15 protein-coding genes and 1 other RNA gene are annotated in these 18,899 nt (G+C 61.1%); 11 read left to right on the top strand and 5 right to left on the bottom strand.

Features of this window, described 5'->3' with window-relative positions; translation table 11 throughout:
• Window positions 1-92 precede the first annotated feature (92 nt).
• Both LC531_RS12820 and LC531_RS12825 read right to left on the bottom strand, forming a co-directional pair.
• Window positions 93-1,349, bottom strand: a complete 1,257-nt coding sequence (locus LC531_RS12820; protein ID WP_223650771.1) for a T9SS type A sorting domain-containing protein — start codon at window positions 1,347-1,349, stop codon at window positions 93-95.
• Window positions 1,350-1,563: 214 nt separating this feature from the next.
• Window positions 1,564-4,452 (bottom strand): DUF4961 domain-containing protein, encoded by a 2,889-nt coding sequence (locus tag LC531_RS12825; protein WP_223650773.1) that lies wholly within the window; start codon window positions 4,450-4,452, stop codon window positions 1,564-1,566.
• Window positions 4,453-4,696: 244 nt separating this feature from the next.
• Between LC531_RS12825 and LC531_RS12830 the strand changes: the two genes are divergently transcribed.
• The 5 genes from LC531_RS12830 to LC531_RS12850 all read left to right on the top strand — a co-directional run bounded on the left by LC531_RS12830 (window position 4,697) and on the right by LC531_RS12850 (window position 9,391).
• On the top strand, window positions 4,697-5,890 hold the full coding sequence (locus tag LC531_RS12830) for a Smr/MutS family protein (RefSeq protein ID WP_223650775.1): 1,194 nt from the start codon (window positions 4,697-4,699) through the stop codon (window positions 5,888-5,890).
• Window positions 5,891-6,321: 431 nt separating this feature from the next.
• On the top strand, window positions 6,322-7,245 hold the full coding sequence (locus LC531_RS12835; protein ID WP_223650777.1) for a metallophosphoesterase: 924 nt from the start codon (window positions 6,322-6,324) through the stop codon (window positions 7,243-7,245).
• Between the two features lie 26 nt (window positions 7,246-7,271).
• Window positions 7,272-7,622 (top strand): cupin domain-containing protein, encoded by a 351-nt coding sequence (locus tag LC531_RS12840; protein WP_223650778.1) that lies wholly within the window; start codon window positions 7,272-7,274, stop codon window positions 7,620-7,622.
• A 16-nt stretch (window positions 7,623-7,638) separates the two neighbouring features.
• Window positions 7,639-8,135, top strand: an RNA gene (gene rnpB / locus LC531_RS12845) — RNase P RNA component class A.
• A gap of 92 nt (window positions 8,136-8,227) precedes the next feature.
• Window positions 8,228-9,391: a sigma-54-dependent transcriptional regulator gene (locus LC531_RS12850; RefSeq protein ID WP_223650780.1), complete on the top strand. Its 1,164-nt coding sequence runs from the start codon at window positions 8,228-8,230 to the stop codon at window positions 9,389-9,391.
• 128 nt (window positions 9,392-9,519) lie between these two features.
• Here LC531_RS12850 and LC531_RS12855 read toward each other — a convergent pair whose 3' ends face one another.
• Window positions 9,520-10,533 (bottom strand): acyl-CoA synthetase family protein, encoded by a 1,014-nt coding sequence (locus LC531_RS12855; RefSeq protein WP_223650781.1) that lies wholly within the window; start codon window positions 10,531-10,533, stop codon window positions 9,520-9,522.
• Window positions 10,534-10,695: 162 nt separating this feature from the next.
• Here LC531_RS12855 and LC531_RS12860 point away from each other — a divergent pair, with 162 nt between their 5' ends.
• Window positions 10,696-11,271, top strand: coding sequence for a hypothetical protein (locus LC531_RS12860; protein ID WP_223650783.1), 576 nt, complete (start codon window positions 10,696-10,698; stop codon window positions 11,269-11,271).
• 80 nt (window positions 11,272-11,351) lie between these two features.
• Here the strand turns inward: LC531_RS12860 and LC531_RS12865 are convergent, their stop codons facing one another.
• Complete coding sequence (locus tag LC531_RS12865; protein ID WP_223650785.1) at window positions 11,352-13,796, bottom strand: alpha-ketoacid dehydrogenase subunit alpha/beta; 2,445 nt, start codon at window positions 13,794-13,796, stop codon at window positions 11,352-11,354.
• 174 nt (window positions 13,797-13,970) lie between these two features.
• Here LC531_RS12865 and LC531_RS12870 point away from each other — a divergent pair, with 174 nt between their 5' ends.
• The 4 genes from LC531_RS12870 to ald all read left to right on the top strand — a co-directional run bounded on the left by LC531_RS12870 (window position 13,971) and on the right by ald (window position 17,226).
• A complete protein-coding gene (locus LC531_RS12870; protein WP_223650787.1) occupies window positions 13,971-14,741 on the top strand; it encodes a DUF1573 domain-containing protein in 771 nt (256 codons plus the stop codon).
• Window positions 14,742-14,904: 163 nt separating this feature from the next.
• On the top strand, window positions 14,905-15,348 hold the full coding sequence (locus tag LC531_RS12875; RefSeq protein ID WP_223650789.1) for an META domain-containing protein: 444 nt from the start codon (window positions 14,905-14,907) through the stop codon (window positions 15,346-15,348).
• A 156-nt stretch (window positions 15,349-15,504) separates the two neighbouring features.
• Window positions 15,505-16,017, top strand: coding sequence for a VOC family protein (locus LC531_RS12880; protein ID WP_223650791.1), 513 nt, complete (start codon window positions 15,505-15,507; stop codon window positions 16,015-16,017).
• A gap of 81 nt (window positions 16,018-16,098) precedes the next feature.
• A complete protein-coding gene (ald, locus tag LC531_RS12885) occupies window positions 16,099-17,226 on the top strand; it encodes an alanine dehydrogenase (protein WP_223650793.1) in 1,128 nt (375 codons plus the stop codon).
• A 62-nt stretch (window positions 17,227-17,288) separates the two neighbouring features.
• Here the strand turns inward: ald and LC531_RS12890 are convergent, their stop codons facing one another.
• Complete coding sequence (locus LC531_RS12890) at window positions 17,289-17,759, bottom strand: type I restriction enzyme HsdR N-terminal domain-containing protein (protein ID WP_223650795.1); 471 nt, start codon at window positions 17,757-17,759, stop codon at window positions 17,289-17,291.
• 234 nt (window positions 17,760-17,993) lie between these two features.
• On the opposite strand from LC531_RS12890, the gene LC531_RS12895 reads away from it, so the two are divergent.
• Window positions 17,994-18,764, top strand: a complete 771-nt coding sequence (locus LC531_RS12895) for an AMP nucleosidase (RefSeq protein WP_223650797.1) — start codon at window positions 17,994-17,996, stop codon at window positions 18,762-18,764.
• Window positions 18,765-18,899 lie beyond the last annotated feature (135 nt).

The following is an 18,899-nucleotide window of genomic DNA, read 5'->3' on the forward strand; positions in this document are numbered from 1 at the left end:
GTAGGCAACGGGGCTTTTTGGTAAATTAAAAATGATAAATTAAAAATTTGACAGTCAACTCCTAAATTTTTAATTTATCATTTTTAATTGATTTAGCGCACGGCTAGTTTGCTGGTCGCAACGTTGTCGCCGACCTGCACGCGTAGCAGGTACGTGCCGGCGGCCAGGGCCGAGGCATCGACGCGGGCAGTTTGGAGGCCCACGGGCTTCAGGCCATTCTCGACGGTGCGCACGGTACGGCCCAGCAAGTCGGTGAGCACGATGTGGACATTGGCGGCGCGGTCATTTACCTGATAGGTCACCGTAGAGGCATCGGCTACGGGGTTGGGATAGACGCTCAGACCTACTGAAGCCGCGGACGCTACCCGGGTGGCCAGTGCTACGGTAGCCAGCGCGAAAGTGGCCGACTGCGTACCGGGGAAAACGGTATTATCCGTAAAATCGGGGCCGCCCTTGGTCGGCAGGCCGCCCAGGTTGGCACCCCCTACTACGGCGTTGGGCAGGAAGTCGCCCGAGGCATAATCGCCGCCGCCGTTGTTCTGGATGGCAAACAGGCCCAGGCTGGGGTTGCCGGTGGGCAGGCCCAGCGACGTGCGGTCCAGCTCCATTTCCCAGCCCACGGTGCCGGCTGCCTGGCCAAAACCCGCCACCGGGTAGGAAGTCACGGCCGTGGTCATCGGGGCGGTGTAACCCGGATTGGTCGTGATGTCGCCAGTGGGGGCCACATACGCGAACCGGGCACCAGAAAGGCCCGCAAACCGGCTTTTGGTGGAGATGTAGCCCACGGTGACGACCGTGCCGGCCGACGTAATGGGGGCAATAATGGTATCCTGCGCCGCGTAAACGGCCGGCGTGGTGCCAGCGGCCGGCGTCATCATGTAGTAGGCAGCGGCCTCAATCTGGTAGGCGGGGGTAGTCGCCCCGGCGGCCGGGTTCAGGCTGTGCAGAGACAGCGCCAGCTCGGCACCCTGGTCCAGCTTGGCCGTGAATTTATCCAGCGAGGTGGCGGCGGCCGGCGTGGCTCCGGGTAGGGCCGTGCCCATCGGCACGCCGGTAACGGCGGGTAGGTCAATGAAAACCTGGAGCGAGTTGGTAGCGCTGGCCTGTAACGTTCCCCCGATAAACATCTGCACTTTGGAAGGCGTGTTAGCGCCGTACATCGACAGCAGCCCCCAGGGGCCAAAGTTGTGCACGTAGGGGTACTGCCCGAGTAGCACGTAATGGCCGGTAGTAGCCGTGCCGCTCGTTTCGGCGGTGTTCAACACGCCGTCAACGGCTGCCTGCGCCTGCGCGCCGAGGGAAGCGGTAGCCAGCGCACTGGCGGCCGCGAGAGTAAAGATTTTTTTCATGAGATGAAAAAATGGGTGGGGAAAAGTGAAAAAATACCAGCCGTCCGCGCTAGCGGGCCACTGAGGTAAATCTAAGGCTAACCTTCTGAATTATTGCTGAATAGCTTAAAAATTTTAACAAATTTTTCTGCCAATAAATACTCACACACGCCGAATACAACTCCAACACTGGCCCGGCGGGCACCCGCGCCGCGGGGTGTCCGCCGGGCCAGTGTTATTGCACCAGTAAACGGGCGGTCTGGGTCTGGCCGTCGGCTTGCAGGCGCACCAGGTACACGCCGGGGGCGAGGCCCAGCAGCGGCAGCGCCTGGGCCTGCGCCCCGGCCGCCTGCCGGGCAGCCGGCAGCTGGCGGATGGTCTGGCCCAGCAGGTTTTGCACCGCGATGGTGGCGGTGGCGGCCGTGGGCAGCGCGTAGGTGAGGGTAGTGGTGCCGGCGGCCGGGTTGGGCACCAGGCTCAGGTCGAAGGCGGCCGTTTGCGGGGCGCGGGTGGCCAGGGTGGTGCCAGCCGGCACGGTCAGCTTGCGGCTGGTGTACACGGCATATTGGCCGGGCTGCAAGCTCAGGGGCACGGCCGCGCTGGTCACGTTCAGCTGCGTGCCGTCGAGGTAATTGTACCAGGTACCAGCGGCCGGAAAATTAACCGTTGCCGTGGTCGCCACCACGCCGAAGTTGCCGTAGGACACCACGCTCAGGTCGGCCCCGGTGAGGCTGATGGTTTTTACGGGGCCGCTCAGGTTCTGCACGTAGGCGGTGGGCGCGGCAAAAGCCGGCTGCTTTTTCAGGGCAATGAGGGCGCGGTAGGTATCAAAGAGGTGGCGGCGGTTGGGCTCCTGGTAGTAGTTCCAGAGAATGGGCTTGTCGCCAGTGCGCCCGTTCTGGTCGATGCTGATGTCGTAGCCCACCTCGCCAAACTGCCACACCAGGCGCGGTCCGGGTTGGGTGAAGAAGAGCGCCGCCGCCAGCTCATCGCGCTTGAGGCCGGTGGCCGGGTCCTTGGTGGTATAGCCGCCGCTGCTGTTGCCGTAGGTGATGTTCTTGAACTGCATCCGCTCCTCATCGTGGCTTTCCATATAGGTCACGGCGTTGGGCTCGTTCCAGCCCCTACCCCCCTGGTTGCCGTAGTAGCCGTAGCTCAGGTCCCAGCCCTGGTCGTAGCCCATCGCGGCCTGAGTGTAGTTGTAGTTCTGGTTGTCCCAGAGCATCATGCCGTAGTCGGCCAGCACCTTACCCTCGTCCTTGGTGGGGTCCGCATTGTAGTTGGGGAAGTGCTCCAGAATGGGGTAGGAGGTATTATCCACGCTCATCTGGTAGGTGTAGTAGTCCTTCCAGATGTTGATGCGGCTCTGGTCGTAGTCACTGTAATTGGCCTCCGTCTTAGGTACTTGGCTGAAGCCGCCGGCCAGGTCGAAGCGGTAGCCATCCACGTGGTATTCCTGGAGCCAGAACTGGATGACGTTCTTACTAAAGAGCCGGGTGTAAGGGCTCTCGTGGTTGAGGTCGTTGTAGACGCTGTACGGGTGCGGGGCCATCGTATTAAACCACGGGTTATCAGCCGTGGGGCCGCTCGAAATATCGCCGTAGAGCTGCACCATCGGGCTGTTGCCGGTCGAGTGGTTGAGCACCATATCCAGCACCACGGCGATGCCACGGCGGTGGCACTCGTCAATAAATGCTTTCAGGGCATCTTGAGTACCGTAGTACTTGTCGGGCGCAAAGTAGAAGCTCGGGTTGTAGCCCCAGCTTTCGTTGTTGTCAAACTCATTAATCGGCATCAGCTCAATCACGTTCGCGCCCAGGCGCTGGATGTAATTGAGCGTATCGCGCAGGGTGTTGTAGTCGTGGGCGGCCACGAAGTCGCGCACCAGTAGCTCATAAATTACCATGTCGGGGCGGGCCGGGCGCTGGAAGTTGGTGACCGTCCAGGTATAAGCGGCCTTACCGGGCTGCAGCACCGACACGATGCCCGTGGCCTTGCCGGTGGGGTAGGCGGCCACCAGGCTGGGGTAAGTGCTGGCCGGAATACCCGCGTCATTACCAGGGTCCAAAATTTTACCGCAGTACGAGTCGGCCACGTGCAACTGGCCATCTACCAAAAACTGGTAGGCGTATTCGGTGCCGGGCGTGAGGCCATCTACCTGCACCCACCAGCGCCCGCTGGCCGCGTCGACGGCCGAGGCCGGGTCGCTGAGGGAAGTGGGACTGCCGGCCGTAGTGCGTTGCATGAAGCCGGCCGCCGTGGGCTGCCAGTTATTGAAGTCGCCCACCACGTACACAAACTGCTTGCGCGGGGCCGTCAGGGTTAGAATGGCCGACGTACCGCCGTTAATATAGGTAATGCCATCGGCCTTGGCCCCAGCCGGCAGCGCCGCCACCGTCACGGGGGGGTAGGCCTGCACCGCCGCCTGAATAGTAGCCGTATTGGCCCCGCTGGTAGCCGTGGCCTTGAGCGTGCCGCTGGCCGCCGTGAGGGTCACCGGGGCCGTGAGGGTCGTCACGTTGGCCTGCTGCGCCACCTGCACATCGTTAAGAAACAGCGTAATAGTGGCCGCCGTATTGGTGGTCACGGTCACGTTGGTGGCCGTATTCTGCGGAAAGTAATAGGGTGGCGCGCCGCCGGGGCTGGCAAAGCGCAGGTTGAAGGCATCCTGGGCCACGTCCACAAAAATGTCGCCGCCGCTGGTAGTGCGGCCCACCGTAGCGCCGGCCGCATCCTTGAAAATCATGCCCAGCCGGTAGATGGGCGTGCCAGCCGGCACCCCGTAGAAGGTGCGCGGCGTGAAGGTGATGGTGTAGAGATTAGGGTTAGTGGTGCTGCGCGTCATCTTGGCCGCCGGGTCGGCCTGGCCGAAGGTGGGGCTCTTGACGTAAGTCCAGCCCGTGCCGGTGGCGCTACTCGTAACTACGCCGGTCCAGATGTAGACATCGCCGGCGAAGTTGTTGAGCGCCGCGTTACCTTGGGTGGCGTCGTAGGTGAGGGTAACGGGGGTAGCGTCAGTAAACGGAGTCGGGTTGGCCGTGACCTGCGCCTGGGCCGCCGAGGCCCAGCCCAGCACCAGCAGCAAAGCCAGTAGCCACTGCCCGCGGAGTCGAGGTTTCATCATAAAATGGGTGGGGAAAACGGGGAAAACGAGCGGAGAGGCGTCGTTTTTGCGAGTATCTGGCTAAGATACTATCACAGCGTACGCATTTTAAGTGAAATTCTTAGATTTTTTTACGAAGCTTCCCCAAACGTTTGCGCTCCCGGCAGGGCTGATTTTAGCCCGTTTCCGCATCGGCCCTCATCCGGCCGGCAGCCTTTCGCGGCTCCGGCGCGTACTTTGTACGATTCGCCAAAAGCCGTAGATTATGAATGTAGGAGATAGAGTACGCCTGCTCACGGGCACTGAAGAAGGAATTATTACCCGCCTGCTCGACAGTGAGCTGGTGGAAGTAGCCATCGACAACGACTTCACCATTCCGGTGCTGCGGCGCGAGCTGGTGCTCGTGGCCGCCGAGGAGGGCCAGGCGTTTCGCCGGCCCGCCCCCGAAGCCACCCGCCCCGTTACCGGCAGCAAAAAGAACAAGCCCCAGGGTGGCCAGCTTAAGGCCCCGCGCGCCAGCGGGCCCGCGCCGGCGGCCCCTACCCCCGCCGGCCGGCCGGTCGGCGGCCCCAGCGCCGCCATGCCGCCGCGGCCAGCCGCCACTCCCCCCCCGCCCGCTGCCAAGGGCCTCTACCTGGCGCTGGTGCACCAAGCCCCCGAGCTGCTGGCCCTGCACCTGCTCAATAACACCGAAGCCGAAGTAGTCTTCACCTACGGCGAAGAGCGCGCGGGCAAGTACCGCGCCTTGGCTACCGGCCAGCTGAAGGCCAAGGCCGCCAGCGCCCCGCTGGCCCACCTGCACCTCAAGGACTTCGAGCAGTGGCCCGCCGTAGTGTTTCAGCTATTGAATTTTAAGCTGAACAGCGATGCCGCCTACGACCTGCTCACCAAGCGCCAGTCGTTCAAGGCCACCACGTTTTACACCAGCCGCCGGCCCGCGCCGGTTATTGGCAAGGAGGCCTACCTGTTTCAGCTCGATGAACGCCCCGCGCCGGCCCTCACCCCCGAGAAACTGGCCCAGGCCGAGGCTGCCCTCGAAGCTGCTACCCCCCCGCCGGTGCTCGATGCCAAGCAAGCCAGCACCCTGCAGCAGGCGCTAGGCGGCGACAAGCCCGCGCCCGTGCCAGCCATCCTGGCCCCTACCCCCCCCCGTCCGGCCGAAGCTCTGGTGGCCCCGCCCCACGAGTTCGACCTGCACCTCGAAGCCCTGCGCGCCGAGGGTGCGGAAAGCCTCAGCAACACCGCCGCGCTGCGCCTCCAGCTCGATGCCTTTGAGGATGCGCTGAGCCGCGCCCTGGCCACCAACATGCACGAAATCATCTTCATCCACGGGGCCGGCAACGGCACGCTGCGCAAGGAAATCCACCGCCAGCTGAGCCGCAACAAGGATATTAAATTCTTTGAGGAAGCCCAGAAAGAGAAGTTTGGGTATGGGGCTACGCTGGTGCGGCTGAAGTAGCAGTCGGTATGCTCCAATTAGTGTCGTCGTTGCAAGCTATTCTTGACGCTGAACTAGCGGCAGGTAATACTATTTTGGAAGTCAGTGCTTGGCCACCTACGTGCGAATTATTCATTATGCTCCAACGCAAGTTCAGCCAAGTTTACCTACTGCCCTCTGATGTTACGCATAGGCTTATTAATGATGTTCATTACTGGCACGCGGAATACGATTTTAGTGCAGGTCAACAAATATTGGCTTGCGGTTTTAAATAGAAAGCTATTTAGGAAGTCAGTAAAATCAAAAAAGAACGTCATGCTGAGCTTGTCGAAGCATCTCTACCGTACCGTCCGGGTATCGTTTAATAGAGATGCTTCGACAAGCTCAGCATGACGTTCTTTTTTGTGGTTTTTCTATTTCAGGAACGAGGCCATTACCTAATTTCATCTTCCATGTACGACCTCATCGGCGATATTCACGGCCACGCCGACGAGCTGCGGGCCTTGCTGCACCACCTCGGCTACCGGCCCGACGCGGCCGGTGTGCCGCGCCACGCGGGGGGTAGGCAGGTTATTTTTTTGGGGGATTACGTGGACCGCGGCCCAAAAATCCGGGAAACGCTGCAGCTGGTGCGCGGCATGGTGGCGGGCGGCGCGGCGCTGGCTATTCTGGGCAACCACGAATATAATGCGCTGGCGTTTTGGCAGAAGGACCCGGCCGGTGGCTACCTGCGGCCGCACCGGCCCTGGCACATCAAGCAGCACTGGGCTACCATCCAGGAGTTTAGCACGCCCGAGCTGTACCGCGAGTGGCTCGATTACCTGGCGTGGTTCCAGACCCTACCCCTGCTGCTGGAGCTGCCCGGCCTGCGCGCGGTGCACGCCTGCTGGGAGCCGCGCCACGTGGTGTACCTGCGCCGCGAGCTGCCCGAGCTGCGCCTCACGCCCGACTTTATGCTGCGGGCCAGCCGGCGCGGCAGCCCCGAATACGAAGCGGTGGAAGTCACGCTCAAGGGCCGCGAGGTGCGGCTGCCGGGCGGGCTGTCGTTTGCCGATAAAGACGGCCACCGCCGCGAGCTGATGCGCACGCGCTGGTGGCAAAACCCCGCCACGGCCGCCGCCTACCACGAGTATTACCTCGAAGACCTGCCCGAATTGCGCGGCCGGCCCGTGGCGGCGACCAAGCTCGACCCGTGGTATTACCACGACGAGAAGCCGGTATTTTTTGGCCATTACTGGCTGCGCGGTGAGCCCGTTATTTTGCAGCCCCACGCCGTGTGCCTCGACTACAGTGTGGCTAAGGGCGGCCAGTTGGTAGGCTACCGCTGGGATGGCGAACAAACGCTACAAGCTAACCACTTGGTGTGGGTACCGTAGAAGGTACTCGCCCGCTTTTCCCTGCTATGCCCGCTTTCACCACCGCTTTTCATCCCGCTACCGACCTTACCTGGCAGCCCGCCGGCCCCGGCATCCGCCGTAGCTTGCTGGCTACTAACCAAGAGCTTATGCTGGTGAAGTCGGAGTTTGAGGCCGGGGCGCTGGGCCCACTGCAACAACACCCGCAGAGCCGGATTTCCTACGTCGAGAGCGGTGAGTTTACGGTGACGGTGGGCGACGAAACGCGCATTCTGCGGACCGGCGACACGTTTTACGCCGCCCCCAACGTGCCGCACGGCGTGGTGGCCCGCCAGGCGGGCGCACTACTCGATACGTTCAGCCCCCCGCACGAAGAATTATTACCCCCAACCCGCTAGCGCGTACCTTTGCCCCGCAGTGCGCCACCCCACCGCCGCGCCCAACGCAAATGCGGGCGGGGAGGAAAGTCCGGGCTACGCAGGGCACCCTGCTACCTAACGGGTAGGACTGGCCAACCGGGCCAGGACAGCCAGTGCCACAGAAAATAACCGCCGGTTTTTCATTTAACGATTATCAATTAACAGTCGTTCGGCTTGCGCAAAATGCGCTGATTGAACGACTGTTAAATGTTGATTGACAATTGTTAAATGAAAAACCGGTAAGGGTGAAAAGGTGCGGTAAGAGCGCACCAGCGGCTGGGTGACCATGCCGGCTGGGTAAACCTCAGGGGTTGCAAGACCAAATAAGCGAACGTGCAGGCGGCCTTCGGGCGGCCGGCACCGGGCGGCCCGTCCGGGTTCGCGGGTAGGTCGCTGGAGCCCGTCAGCGATGGCGGGCCTAGATAAATGGTGGGGCCGACCCGAGGGAAACTTCGGGGCGGACAGAACCCGGCTTATCGGCGCACTGCGTAATTTCGGCGGCTGCTTCTTCGGAGGCAGCCGCCTTTTTATATAAACCCGTTTGTCATTACACTCGCAATGACAAACGAATTCTGAACTGTTCCATGCCCCGCATTCTCATCATCGACGACGAAAAGGCTATCCGCCACACCCTCAAGGAAATACTGGAGTTTGAGGACTACCAGGTGGACCAGGCTGAGGATGGGCCAGCGGGGCTCGACCTGCTCATTCAGCAGAAGTACGACGTGGTACTCTGCGATATTAAAATGCCCAAGATGGACGGCCTCGAAGTACTGGAGCGCGCCCGTACCCTGGCCCCCGACGCGACGTTCATCATGGTATCGGCCCACGGCAACATCGAAACCGCCGTGGAAGCCACTAAGAAAGGTGCCTTCGACTTCCTACCCAAGCCGCCCGACCTCAACCGCCTACTCGTAACGGTGCGCAACGCCCTGGAACGCAGTAAATTAACTTCTGAAACCAAAACCCTCAAGAAGAAGCTTGCCACCACCAAAGGCTCCGAGATGATTGGCGGCTCCGACGCGCTCGGGGCGGTGCGCAAGGCCATTGAGAAGGTCGCGCCCACTGATGCGCGGGTGCTCATCACCGGCCCCAACGGCGCGGGCAAGGAAATGGTGGCTCGGCAGCTGCACCAGCTTAGTCCCCGCGCCAACGGCCCGCTGGTGGAAGTTAACTGCGCCGCTATTCCTTCTGAACTAATTGAGAGCGAGTTATTTGGGCACGAAAAAGGCTCGTTTACTTCGGCTATAAAGCAGCGCATTGGCAAGTTTGAGCAGGCCGACGGCGGCACGCTCTTCTTGGACGAAATCGGCGACATGAGCCTCTCGGCCCAGGCCAAAGTGCTGCGCGCTTTGCAGGAAAATAAAATTACGCGGGTAGGCGGCGAAAAGGAGATTACGGTGAACGTGCGGGTGCTGGCCGCCACCAATAAAAATCTGCTTCAGGAAATCGCCGATAAGAATTTCCGCGAAGATTTGTACCACCGCTTGTCGGTGATTCTCATTAAAGTACCGGCCCTCAACGACCGGCGCGAGGACATCCCGGAACTGGTACAAAAATTCTTGCAGGACATCGCTGCCGACTACGGCAACAAGCCCAAGAAAATTTCGGAGAGCGCCCTGCACTACCTCCAGGGCCTCGACTGGCGCGGCAACATCCGCGAGCTGCGCAACGTGGTCGAGCGCCTGGTCATTATGAGCGACGACACCATTACTGACGCGGACGCGAAGGCATTTGCGGGGAAGTAAACCCATTTGTCCTTGCGAGCGCAACGAGGTGGAGCGCGGCAATCTTTCCTTGCCGTTGGAGTTAATAATTCAACGATTAGGAAAGATTGCCGCGCTCCACCTCGTTGCGCTCGCAAGGACAAATGGAATCAAACCAGCTGGCTGCACCCCCGAATATCCGAATTATCCATCCTTCCCAGCACCTCAAACGCGCCGCCGGGATGCCGCCGCGCCAGGTCTTTAGTTTCGACAAAGGCGCAGCTGTCCACGTTGGCCAAGTCGATGACGTTGATGGCACCTTCGGGGCGGGTTTCGGAAGCGGAGAACGGGTCGGCGGGGTCGCGCAGCAGCACGCGCATCTGGGGCGGGCAGTAGAAGAGGCCCGCGCCGGGCGAGTATGCTTGGCTCAGCAGCTCGGTCATGCCGTATTCGGAGTGGATGGGCGCGGGGCCGAAGGCGACATGCAGCTCCTGGTGCAGCTCCTCGCGTATCATTTCGCGGCGGCGGCCCTTCATGCCGCCGGTTTCGAGCAGAGTTACGTCCTGCAATTCGGGGATAGAGCCGAGTTCGTCGGCCAGGTCGAGCAGGGCGTAGGTGACGCCGAAGAGCAGCACGCGGCGGCCGGGCTGCGCTTTCGCTTCGGCCAGCGCGCGCAGCAGGCCGGCGTGGTCGCGCAGGAAAAACGCCGGCTGCGCCTGCCCCGAGCGCTGGGCAAAATCGGCCACCATGGCCACCAGGGACGACTCACCTTGTTCCAGATACGAGGGTAGCAGGGCCAGAAACGCCCAGTCCGTAAGCGGCCCGTAGGCGGCCTCGAAAATGGCGGCCGCGTTGGCGCGGTACAGGGCGGGGTCGCGCACGAGGTGGCGGCTGCGCTGCTGCAAGGTGGTGCCACTGCTGCGAAACACTTCTTGTGGCTGCCAGGCGGCAGGGTCGGTGCGCACGTCCTGGGTTTTGAAAAACTCGATGGGCAGAAACGGGATGTCCCCTACCCCCCCCACGGCGGCCGGGTCGCGGCCCAGGCCGGCCAGGTAGGCCGCGTAGGGCGGGCAGTGCGCGGCCTGGTAGCGAAACAGTTGCAGCGCGGCGGCGGCAAAGTCAGCGGGTTTTAGGCGGATAAGAGTCCGATAATCGGGCCCTAGAAAAGCAGTGCGGAAACTCATAGCAAGCGGCAAAGGTTAGGCAAAATAAGCGCTGGCCGTAGCTAGCGGCGGGCGGCTTACCTTTACCGGGGCACAACAAACGTTGGCCCTTCTCGTTGGCTAAGCTGGCCCGAAGGGCAGGGTAGGCAGGGCCGAAGACACTCTTTTTGACTGCGTTCACACATGAAATCTTTTCGACTATTTTGCTCGCTAAGTGGGCTGGCGCTGCTGGCGACCGGGCTGGGCGGCTGCCTGCAAGCACCCGACTATTCGACCACTCCCTCTATCAGCAACAATAACGTGCGGGTGAGCAGCTTTAAATCTACCGTTCCGGGGGGGCAATCCATTGATTCCGTCTACATTACCATTAATTACCAGGATGGCGACGGCGACCTGGGGTTGAGTGGGGATGAGAGTAAAGTAGCCCCATACACTTATCCTAGTTTATTTAACAATAATTACTTCATTGAACCTACTGTAAAGTATGTTGGTACTACCACGTATGTAGTTCCTATATTGCAGTATAATAATACACCAGCCGCACCCGGCACCTTTAATGCTCGCTTTGATCATATTACGGGCCTGACAGACAGTAAAACGGCTCCCATTAAAGGTACACTGACCCGCACATTCGCCTTTGGCCGCGGCGATTACTTCAATGCTGGCGACGTGGTGCGCTTCGACGTCAGCATTGCCGACCGCGCCCTGCACGTGAGCAATGTTATCCGCACCGACAGCATCGTTATTCCGAAGCTTTAAAGGGAAGTAAGACACAGAATAACGTCCTGCTTCGACAAGCTCAGCAGGACGTTATTCTGTGTCTTACTTCTAGTCTACTCTCAATAAATAGCCGGAAACTTAGCCGGCTCGGCTTCGCGCATTATATCGTAGGCCATATCGAATACGTCTTCCGCGTTGGGCTTGGAGAAGTAGTCACCATCGGAGCCGTAGGGCGGGCGGTGGGCGTGGGCGGCAAGGCAGCGCGGCGCGGAATCGAGCAGCTGGTAGGCGTTCTGGCCATCGAGTACCTGTTGCATCAGGTAAGCCGTGCCCCCGCCGGGCAGGTCCTCATCGGCGAAGATAACGCGGCCGGTTTTGCGCAGGCTGTCGGCGATGAACTGGTCGGTATCGAAGGGTAGGAGCGTCTGCACGTCCATGACTTCCGCCGAAATGCCGACTTCGGCCAGCTGCTGGGCGGCGTCCAGCACGATGCGGCACATCGAGCCGTAGGTGACAATGGTCAGGTCCGCACCTTCGCGCAGCACCTCGGGCCGGCCGAGGGGTAGGGTGAAGTCGCCGATGTTGGCGGGCAGCTTTTCCTTGAGGCGGTAGCCGTTGAGGCACTCAATGACGATGGCCGGCTCGTCGCTGCGCAGCAGCGTGTTGTAGAAGCCCGCCGCCTGGGTCATGTCGCGCGGCACGCACAGGTGGATTCCGCGGATGGCCCCGAGAATGAGCTGAATCGGCGAGCCCGAGTGCCAGATGCCCTCCAGGCGGTGCCCACGGGTGCGCACGATGAGCGGGGCCTTCTGCCCGCCCTTGGTACGGTACTGCAAGCAGGCTACGTCGTCGCTCAGCACCTGAATGGCATAGAGCAGATAATCAAGGTATTGAATCTCGGTAATGGGCCGCAGGCCGCGCAGCGCCGCCCCAATGCCCTGCCCTACAATGGTGGCCTCCCGGATGCCAGTATCAGTCACGCGCAGCTCGCCGAATTTCTCCTGCAAGCCCGCGAAGGCCTGGTTCACGTCGCCAATCTGGCCCACGTCCTCCCCGATGGCAAAGATGCGTGGGTCGCGGCTGAAGTTGGCCGTGAAGCAGGCTTGCAGCACCTCGCGGCCATCCACGAGGGGCGCGTCGGCGGCGTACTGCACCGGAATTTCTTCAATATTACCCACTGCCTCCGCGCTTTGGCTGAAGAGGTAGGAGTTGTAGCGGTCGGCGTTTTCGGCTTCGCACTGCTCCAGCAGCTGCAACGCGGCGCGGCGGCCGGCACTGCGCTTGCTACCGCCGCGCACCTGGCGCAGGGCCCGGCGCAGCGTCCGCACAATGTCGGCCCGAATGGGCGTTACGTTGGTTTTCAGGCTGTTGACCAGCTCGGCGAGCTGGTTTTCCGCGCCGGCTTCGGCCACCAGCTTGTTCAGCACTACTAGCGCCTCGTCGCGCTCTTGCTGAATGGGGTCGAAAAAAGCGGACCAGGCGGCGGTGCGCGCCTGCTTGATGGTGGCGGCGGCCGTTTTCTCGATTTGAGCCAGCTCGTCGGCCGTGGCTACCCCCTCGGTGAGCAGGTACTCGCGGAAGTGGGTCAGGCAATCGTGCTGCTCCTCCCAGGTGAGGCGGCTTTTGGGCTTGTAGCGCTCGTGCGAGCCGCTGGTGCTGTGGCCCTGCGGCTGCGTCACCTCCGTGACGTGGACGAGCACTGGCACGTGCTGCGCCCGGCACACGGCGGCGGCGCGCTGGTAAGTATCCACTAGGGCGGGGTAGTCCCAGCCGCGCACTACAAAAATCTCGAAGCCTTCCTGGTTCTCTCCCTCGCGCTGGAAGCCGGCCAGAATGGCCGAGATACTCTGCTTGGTCGTCTGGTATTCAGCCGGTACCGAGATGCCGTAGTGGTCGTCCCAGACCGACATCAGCAGCGGAATCTGCAACACACCAGCGGCATTTATAGCCTCAAAAAACACGCCCTCTGAGGTACTGGCGTTGCCGATGGTGCCGAAAGCCACCTCGTTGCCATTCACCGAAAAATCGGTAAACTGGTGCAGCTCGGGGTTTTGGCGGTAGAGCTTGCTAGCGTAGGCCAAGCCCACGAGACGCGGCATCTGGCCGCCGGTGGGTGAGATGTCGGCTGAGGAATTCTTGGTCGAAGTCTGGGGCCGGAACTGGCCATCGTCGTCCAGCAGGCGAGTGCCGAAGTGGCCGTTCATGGCGCGGCCGGCGGTGCTGGGCTCGGCCTCCGCGTCGGCGTGGGCGTAGAGCTGCGCAAAATACTGCTGCCAGGTTAGCTCCCCGATGGCCACCATGAAGGTCTGGTCGCGGTAGTAGCCGGCCCGAAAATCGCCTTTCGCAAACACTCGCGCCATCGCCAGCTGCGGCAACTCTTTGCCATCGCCGAAGATACCGAATTTGGCCTTGCCCATAAACACCTCGCGGCGGCCGGCCAGCGAGGCGTGGCGGCTTTCCCAGCCGAGCCGGTAGTCATCGAGCAGCTCGGCTTGCGAGAGCGACAAGGGCGGGGCGGCCGTAGCGGGCAAAACTTCGGCCGGGGCGAGCAGCGTCTCTGACATAATGCGTGGAAATAAGAAGTGGGTGGGTGGGAAAGGGGGTAGGGCGAGGGTGCAAATTTACGAAATCGATTGGGGGCGGGCCGTATATTTGTCTCAGCCGCCCCACGGATTGGGGTTAAGTATTTGTTACTCCGGCCAATGACTCCGGTCAGGGCCTGATTTTTACCTGCTGTTATGCGCTTTGCCTCTACCCTTGTGCTGTGCCTGTTGGCGCTGGCCGCCCGCGCCCAGGGCGTGCTCACGTTTGAAACCACTGACCACGACTTTGGTAAGGTGCCCGAGGGCACGATGGCCACTCACGAATTTAAGTTTAAAAATACCGGTAATCAGCCCGTTGTAATTGCCAATGCCCAGGCTAGCTGCGGCTGCACCACCCCGGAGTGGACCAAAGCGCCGGTGCTGCCGGGCCACTCGGGCGTCATCAAGGCGGTGTATAACAGCGCTGGCCGCCCCGGCGTGTTTGCCAAAACCGTGACCGTGATGAGCAACGCCACCGAGGGTAGCAAAGTCCTCAGCCTCAAGGGTACGGTGCTGAGTAAGGAGGAGATTCGGGCCAGCCTCACGCCCGCCCAGCTAGCCGCCACGCCCCGCCTGACGCTGGAAAAAGCCACCTACGATTTCGGCCGCATCGAGGCTGGGCAGCAGCCGGTGGCCCACCTCACCGTGCGCAACACCGGGCCGAAAGACCTGGTTTTGGGCACGCTAACTTCGTCGTGCTACTGCGTGGGTTTCCGCACGGTACCGGCCGCCATCAAGCCCGGCCAGCGCGCCGTGCTGGAGCTGGTGTACGCCCCGCGCGGCACCGGCGCGCTGGCTGAGGTCGTCACCCTGGACTCGAACGACCCACGCGGCGACGCCAAGCTGACCCTCAAGGCCGATGTGGTGAAGAGCCTGGTGCCCACGAGTTTAGTGAAGGAAAGCGGAGCGTCGGTGCCGTTTAAGTAGCCCCAACTATTCGCTATTGCGCGCGTAGCGCGGCAATCGCCCCAGCACGATGGACGTGGGTATCGTTTGGATGTAATTGCTGCGCTTCGCCCGCTAGGATAATGCGTTTTGCATGAGTATTATTGTGATAGTAGTTCCCTCATTCTACTCAAACAAAATCCCTATGAACCAAAAGCTTATCCTATTCTTAGCAGCCACCTTACTCGGGAGCTGCCAGCACCGCACCACTGAGCCGGCCCCTACCCCCACCCCAGGACTGGTAGGCACCCGCTGGGCGCTAGTGCAGATAGACGCTACGCCCATAGCGCTGTCAAGCTATTCCTACGACTATAATTCGTACATCCAGTTCGCGGCGACCGGCAATCAATTGCTAGGCCTGGCGACGTGCGATGCCATTCAGGGGCAGTTTGCGCTGGGCAGCGGCTCGCAGCAACTCACTATTAATCAACTTTCTACGACGAAGGGCGGCTGCACCAGCCCCACCGTGGCCAGCCGCTACCTGGCGGCGCTGCCCCAAACCAGCCGCTACGCCATCAGCCACGATACGCTGCGGCTCTATGCGCCGCAGGGCCCGCAGCCTCGCCTGGTTTTTCGCGCCGCGCCCTGAGCATTTTGCCAAGGGCCTTGAGGCGCACTGCGAAAACCTTGTGCAGCGTTTTCTTACGTACCTTAAAAGCTCTGCCAAACCGGCAGAGCTTTTTTTTGGCTTGATTATTAACCAATGTAGGTACATTATTTTTATCTAACGTTTTATCTTCCTCCTATGAACCCTACCCCCTCCCCCATCGCCAACGCTTACACCGTACCGGCCGGCACCAGTATCGGCCACATCCACTTGCAGGTCACGGACCTAAAACGCGCCCTGACTTTTTACCGCGACCTGCTGGGTTTTGAAGTGATGCTGGACATGGGCACGGCCGCATTTTTATCGGCCGATGGCTACCATCACCACATCGGGCTTAATACCTGGCACAGCCAGGGCGGCCAGCCCGCCCCGCGCGAGGGGGTAGCGGGCCTCTACCACGCCGCTATCCTGTACCAGGAGCGGGCCGGGCTGGCGGCCGTGACCAAGCGCCTGCTGGCGGCGGGCTACCCCCTGAGTGGAGCCTCGGACCACGGCGTGAGCGAGGCCATTTACCTCGATGACCCCGACGGCAACGGCTTGGAGCTGTACTGGGACCGCCCCCGCGCCGAGTGGCCCACCTCCTCCGACGGTAAGCTGACCATGTATACGCATCCGCTCGACCTGCCGGGCCTGCTCAGCTTAGCTGAATAGGGGCGAAAGGAAACTTTACGCTCCAGCTGGCTTGTATCTTTGCAGAGCGTTTTTCCCCTATCTCTTCCCCCCTCCTACCCCATGATTATCGGCGTTCCGAAGGAAATTAAAAACAATGAAAACCGGGTGGGCCTGACGCCCGCCGGCGTGGCCGAATTGCGTAAGCACGGCCATTCGCTGCTGGTGCAGGCGAGCGCGGGCGAAGGCTCGGGCTTCACCGACGCGGAGTACGAGCAGGCCGGCGCGCTGCTGCTACCGTCCATCGCCGACGTATACGGGCAGGCCGAGATGATTATCAAGGTGAAGGAGCCGATTGCCGAGGAGTACCCGCTCATTAAGGAGAACCAGCTGCTGTTCACGTACTTCCACTTTGCCAGCGGCGAGGAGCTGACCCACGCCATGATTGCGCGCAAGGCCGTGTGCCTGGCTTATGAGACGGTGGAGCTGCCTTCGCGCGCCCTACCCCTGCTCATTCCGATGAGCGAGGTGGCCGGCCGCATGGCCCCGCAGGAAGGCGCAAAATACCTGGAAAAACCCCTCAAGGGCCGCGGCATTCTGCTGGGCGGCGTGCCCGGCGTGAAGCCGGCGCACGTGCTGGTGCTGGGCGCGGGCATCGTGGGCACGCAGGCCGCCAAGGTGGCCGCCGGCCTCGGCGCGCAGGTTACCATCATGGACATCAACCTGAACCGCCTGCGCGAACTGGACGATTTCATGCCCAAGAACGTGGTGACGCAGTACTCGAATGAGTACAACATCCGCGAAGCCATTAAAACCGCCGACCTCATCGTGGGCGCGGTGCTGATTCCGGGGGCAAAAGCCCCGCACCTTATCACCCGCGACATGCTCAAGACCATGCGCCCCGGCACGGTGGTCGTGGATGTGGCCGTGGACCAAGGGGGTTGCATCGAAACCTGCCACCCCACCACCCACGAAAACCCGACCTTCATCATCGACGACGTGGTGCACTACTGCGTGGCCAACATGCCGGGCGCGGTGCCCTACACTAGCACCCTGGCCCTCACCAACGCCACCCTACCCTACGCCGTGAAGCTCGCCAACAAAGGCTGGCAGGAGGCGTGCCGCCACGATTCGGCCCTGCGCCTCGGCCTTAATGTGGTGCACGGCGAGGTGGTATATAAGGGCGTGGCCGATGCCTGGGACTTACCCTTCGTGGACGTGGAAACTGTTTTGGAAGGCGCGGCCGTATAAAGCCGCAATCGCTATTCTTTTTGCTGAAAAGCCCGCCGGACGCGCGTCCGGCGGGCTTTTTCCTACCCCCCAGCTAGGGCCACGGCCGCCGCATAACTGGGGATTTCGGCTAGCCGCTCGTTCAGGCTCCGCTCGAAGTCCACGCGCCAGCAATAGTGCGTTAAACCATTAGTGAGCAGTAGGAAAGGGGCACGCAGGGTTTGGTTGTAGGTGGCGGCCTGCCGGGCCACGGCGGGCGTAATGGCCACCGTGGGGCGCTTGCACTCCACCAGCAGCAGAGGCTGGCCGGCAGGGCCGAGGGCCACGAGGTCGGTGCGCTTCTGGCGCTGGTTGTAACGGTGGCCGCGCTCCAGGCTCAGTAGGCCGCGGGGGTAACCCAGGTGGGCCATCAGGTAGTGCGCCACGTGCTGGCGCACCCACTCCTCGGGGGTCAGCACCACGTACTTGCGGCGCAACTCATCCCAGATTTCGGAAATATCCGCGGAAATTTGCCTAATTTTGGCCTCGAAAGGCGGCAGGTCCAGCACGTGCATCACCTCCAAAGGTACTGGCCGGGTAGCCGCGTTTCACTGGTTTTGCGCCCGCCGTGCCGTCGTACCCCAGGGGGTAGGCGGCTTTTTTGTTTCTGGCTGCCGGTTATTTTAGCTGTTATTGCGAGCACAGCGAAGCGATAACAGCTAAAAAATACCCGAACGACTTGTTCTGGTGCGATTGCTTCGCTCTGCTCGCAATAACAGCTAAAAAATAACTCAACTAAAACTCACCTGATGAAGACCAAAGAAGACATCGTAAACAATTGGCTGCCACGCTATACCGGGGTAGCGCTCAAGGATTTTGGGCAGTACATTCTACTTACTAACTTTAGCAACTACGTCACCATGTTTGCCGAGCAATTCGGCGTGAAAGTGCACGGGCTGGATAAGCCGATGCAGTCGGCCACGGCGGGCGGCATCACCATTATCAACTTCGGCATGGGCTCGCCAATGGCGGCCACAGTCATGGACTTACTATCGGCCGTGAAGCCCAAGGCGGCCCTCTTTTTGGGTAAGTGCGGGGGGCTGAAAAAGACTAAACTCGGCGATTTGGTGCTGCCCATTGCCGCCATCCGGGGCGAGGGTACTTCTGATGATTACCTGCCCAAGGAAATTCCGGCCCTACCCTCCTTCCGGCTCCAACGGGCGGTGTCTTCCATGATTAAGAAGCACGAGTTGGACTACTACACCGGCACCGTGTACACGACCAACCGCCGGGTGTGGGAGCACGACGAGGAGTTCAAGGATTACCTGAAGCGGGTGCGCGCCCTGGCCGTGGATATGGAAACGGCCACCATTTTTGTGTGCGGCTTTATGAACGACATTCCGCACGGCGCGCTACTACTCGTGAGCGACAACCCGATGACCCCCGAGGGCGTGAAAACGGCGGAGTCGGACTCGAAGGTGACTACTAATTTTGTGCGTAAGCACCTGGAAATCGGCATCGACTCGCTGCTGGAATTGAAGAATTCGGGCGAGTCGGTGAAGCATATGCGCTTTGAATAAGCCCACTGATTAGCGTGGACTTTAACGGATTTCGCGGATTTTGTGGATGATTTGCGTGGCCCGTTCTCTAGCGAGAACGGGCTTAGCTTTGTTCGATAGGATAGGCCAGGAACTTTGCATACTCTTTTGTACTAT

Origin of the sequence: Hymenobacter psoromatis (assembly GCF_020012125.1) — a bacterium.
GTDB lineage: Bacteria > Bacteroidota > Bacteroidia > Cytophagales > Hymenobacteraceae > Hymenobacter > Hymenobacter psoromatis.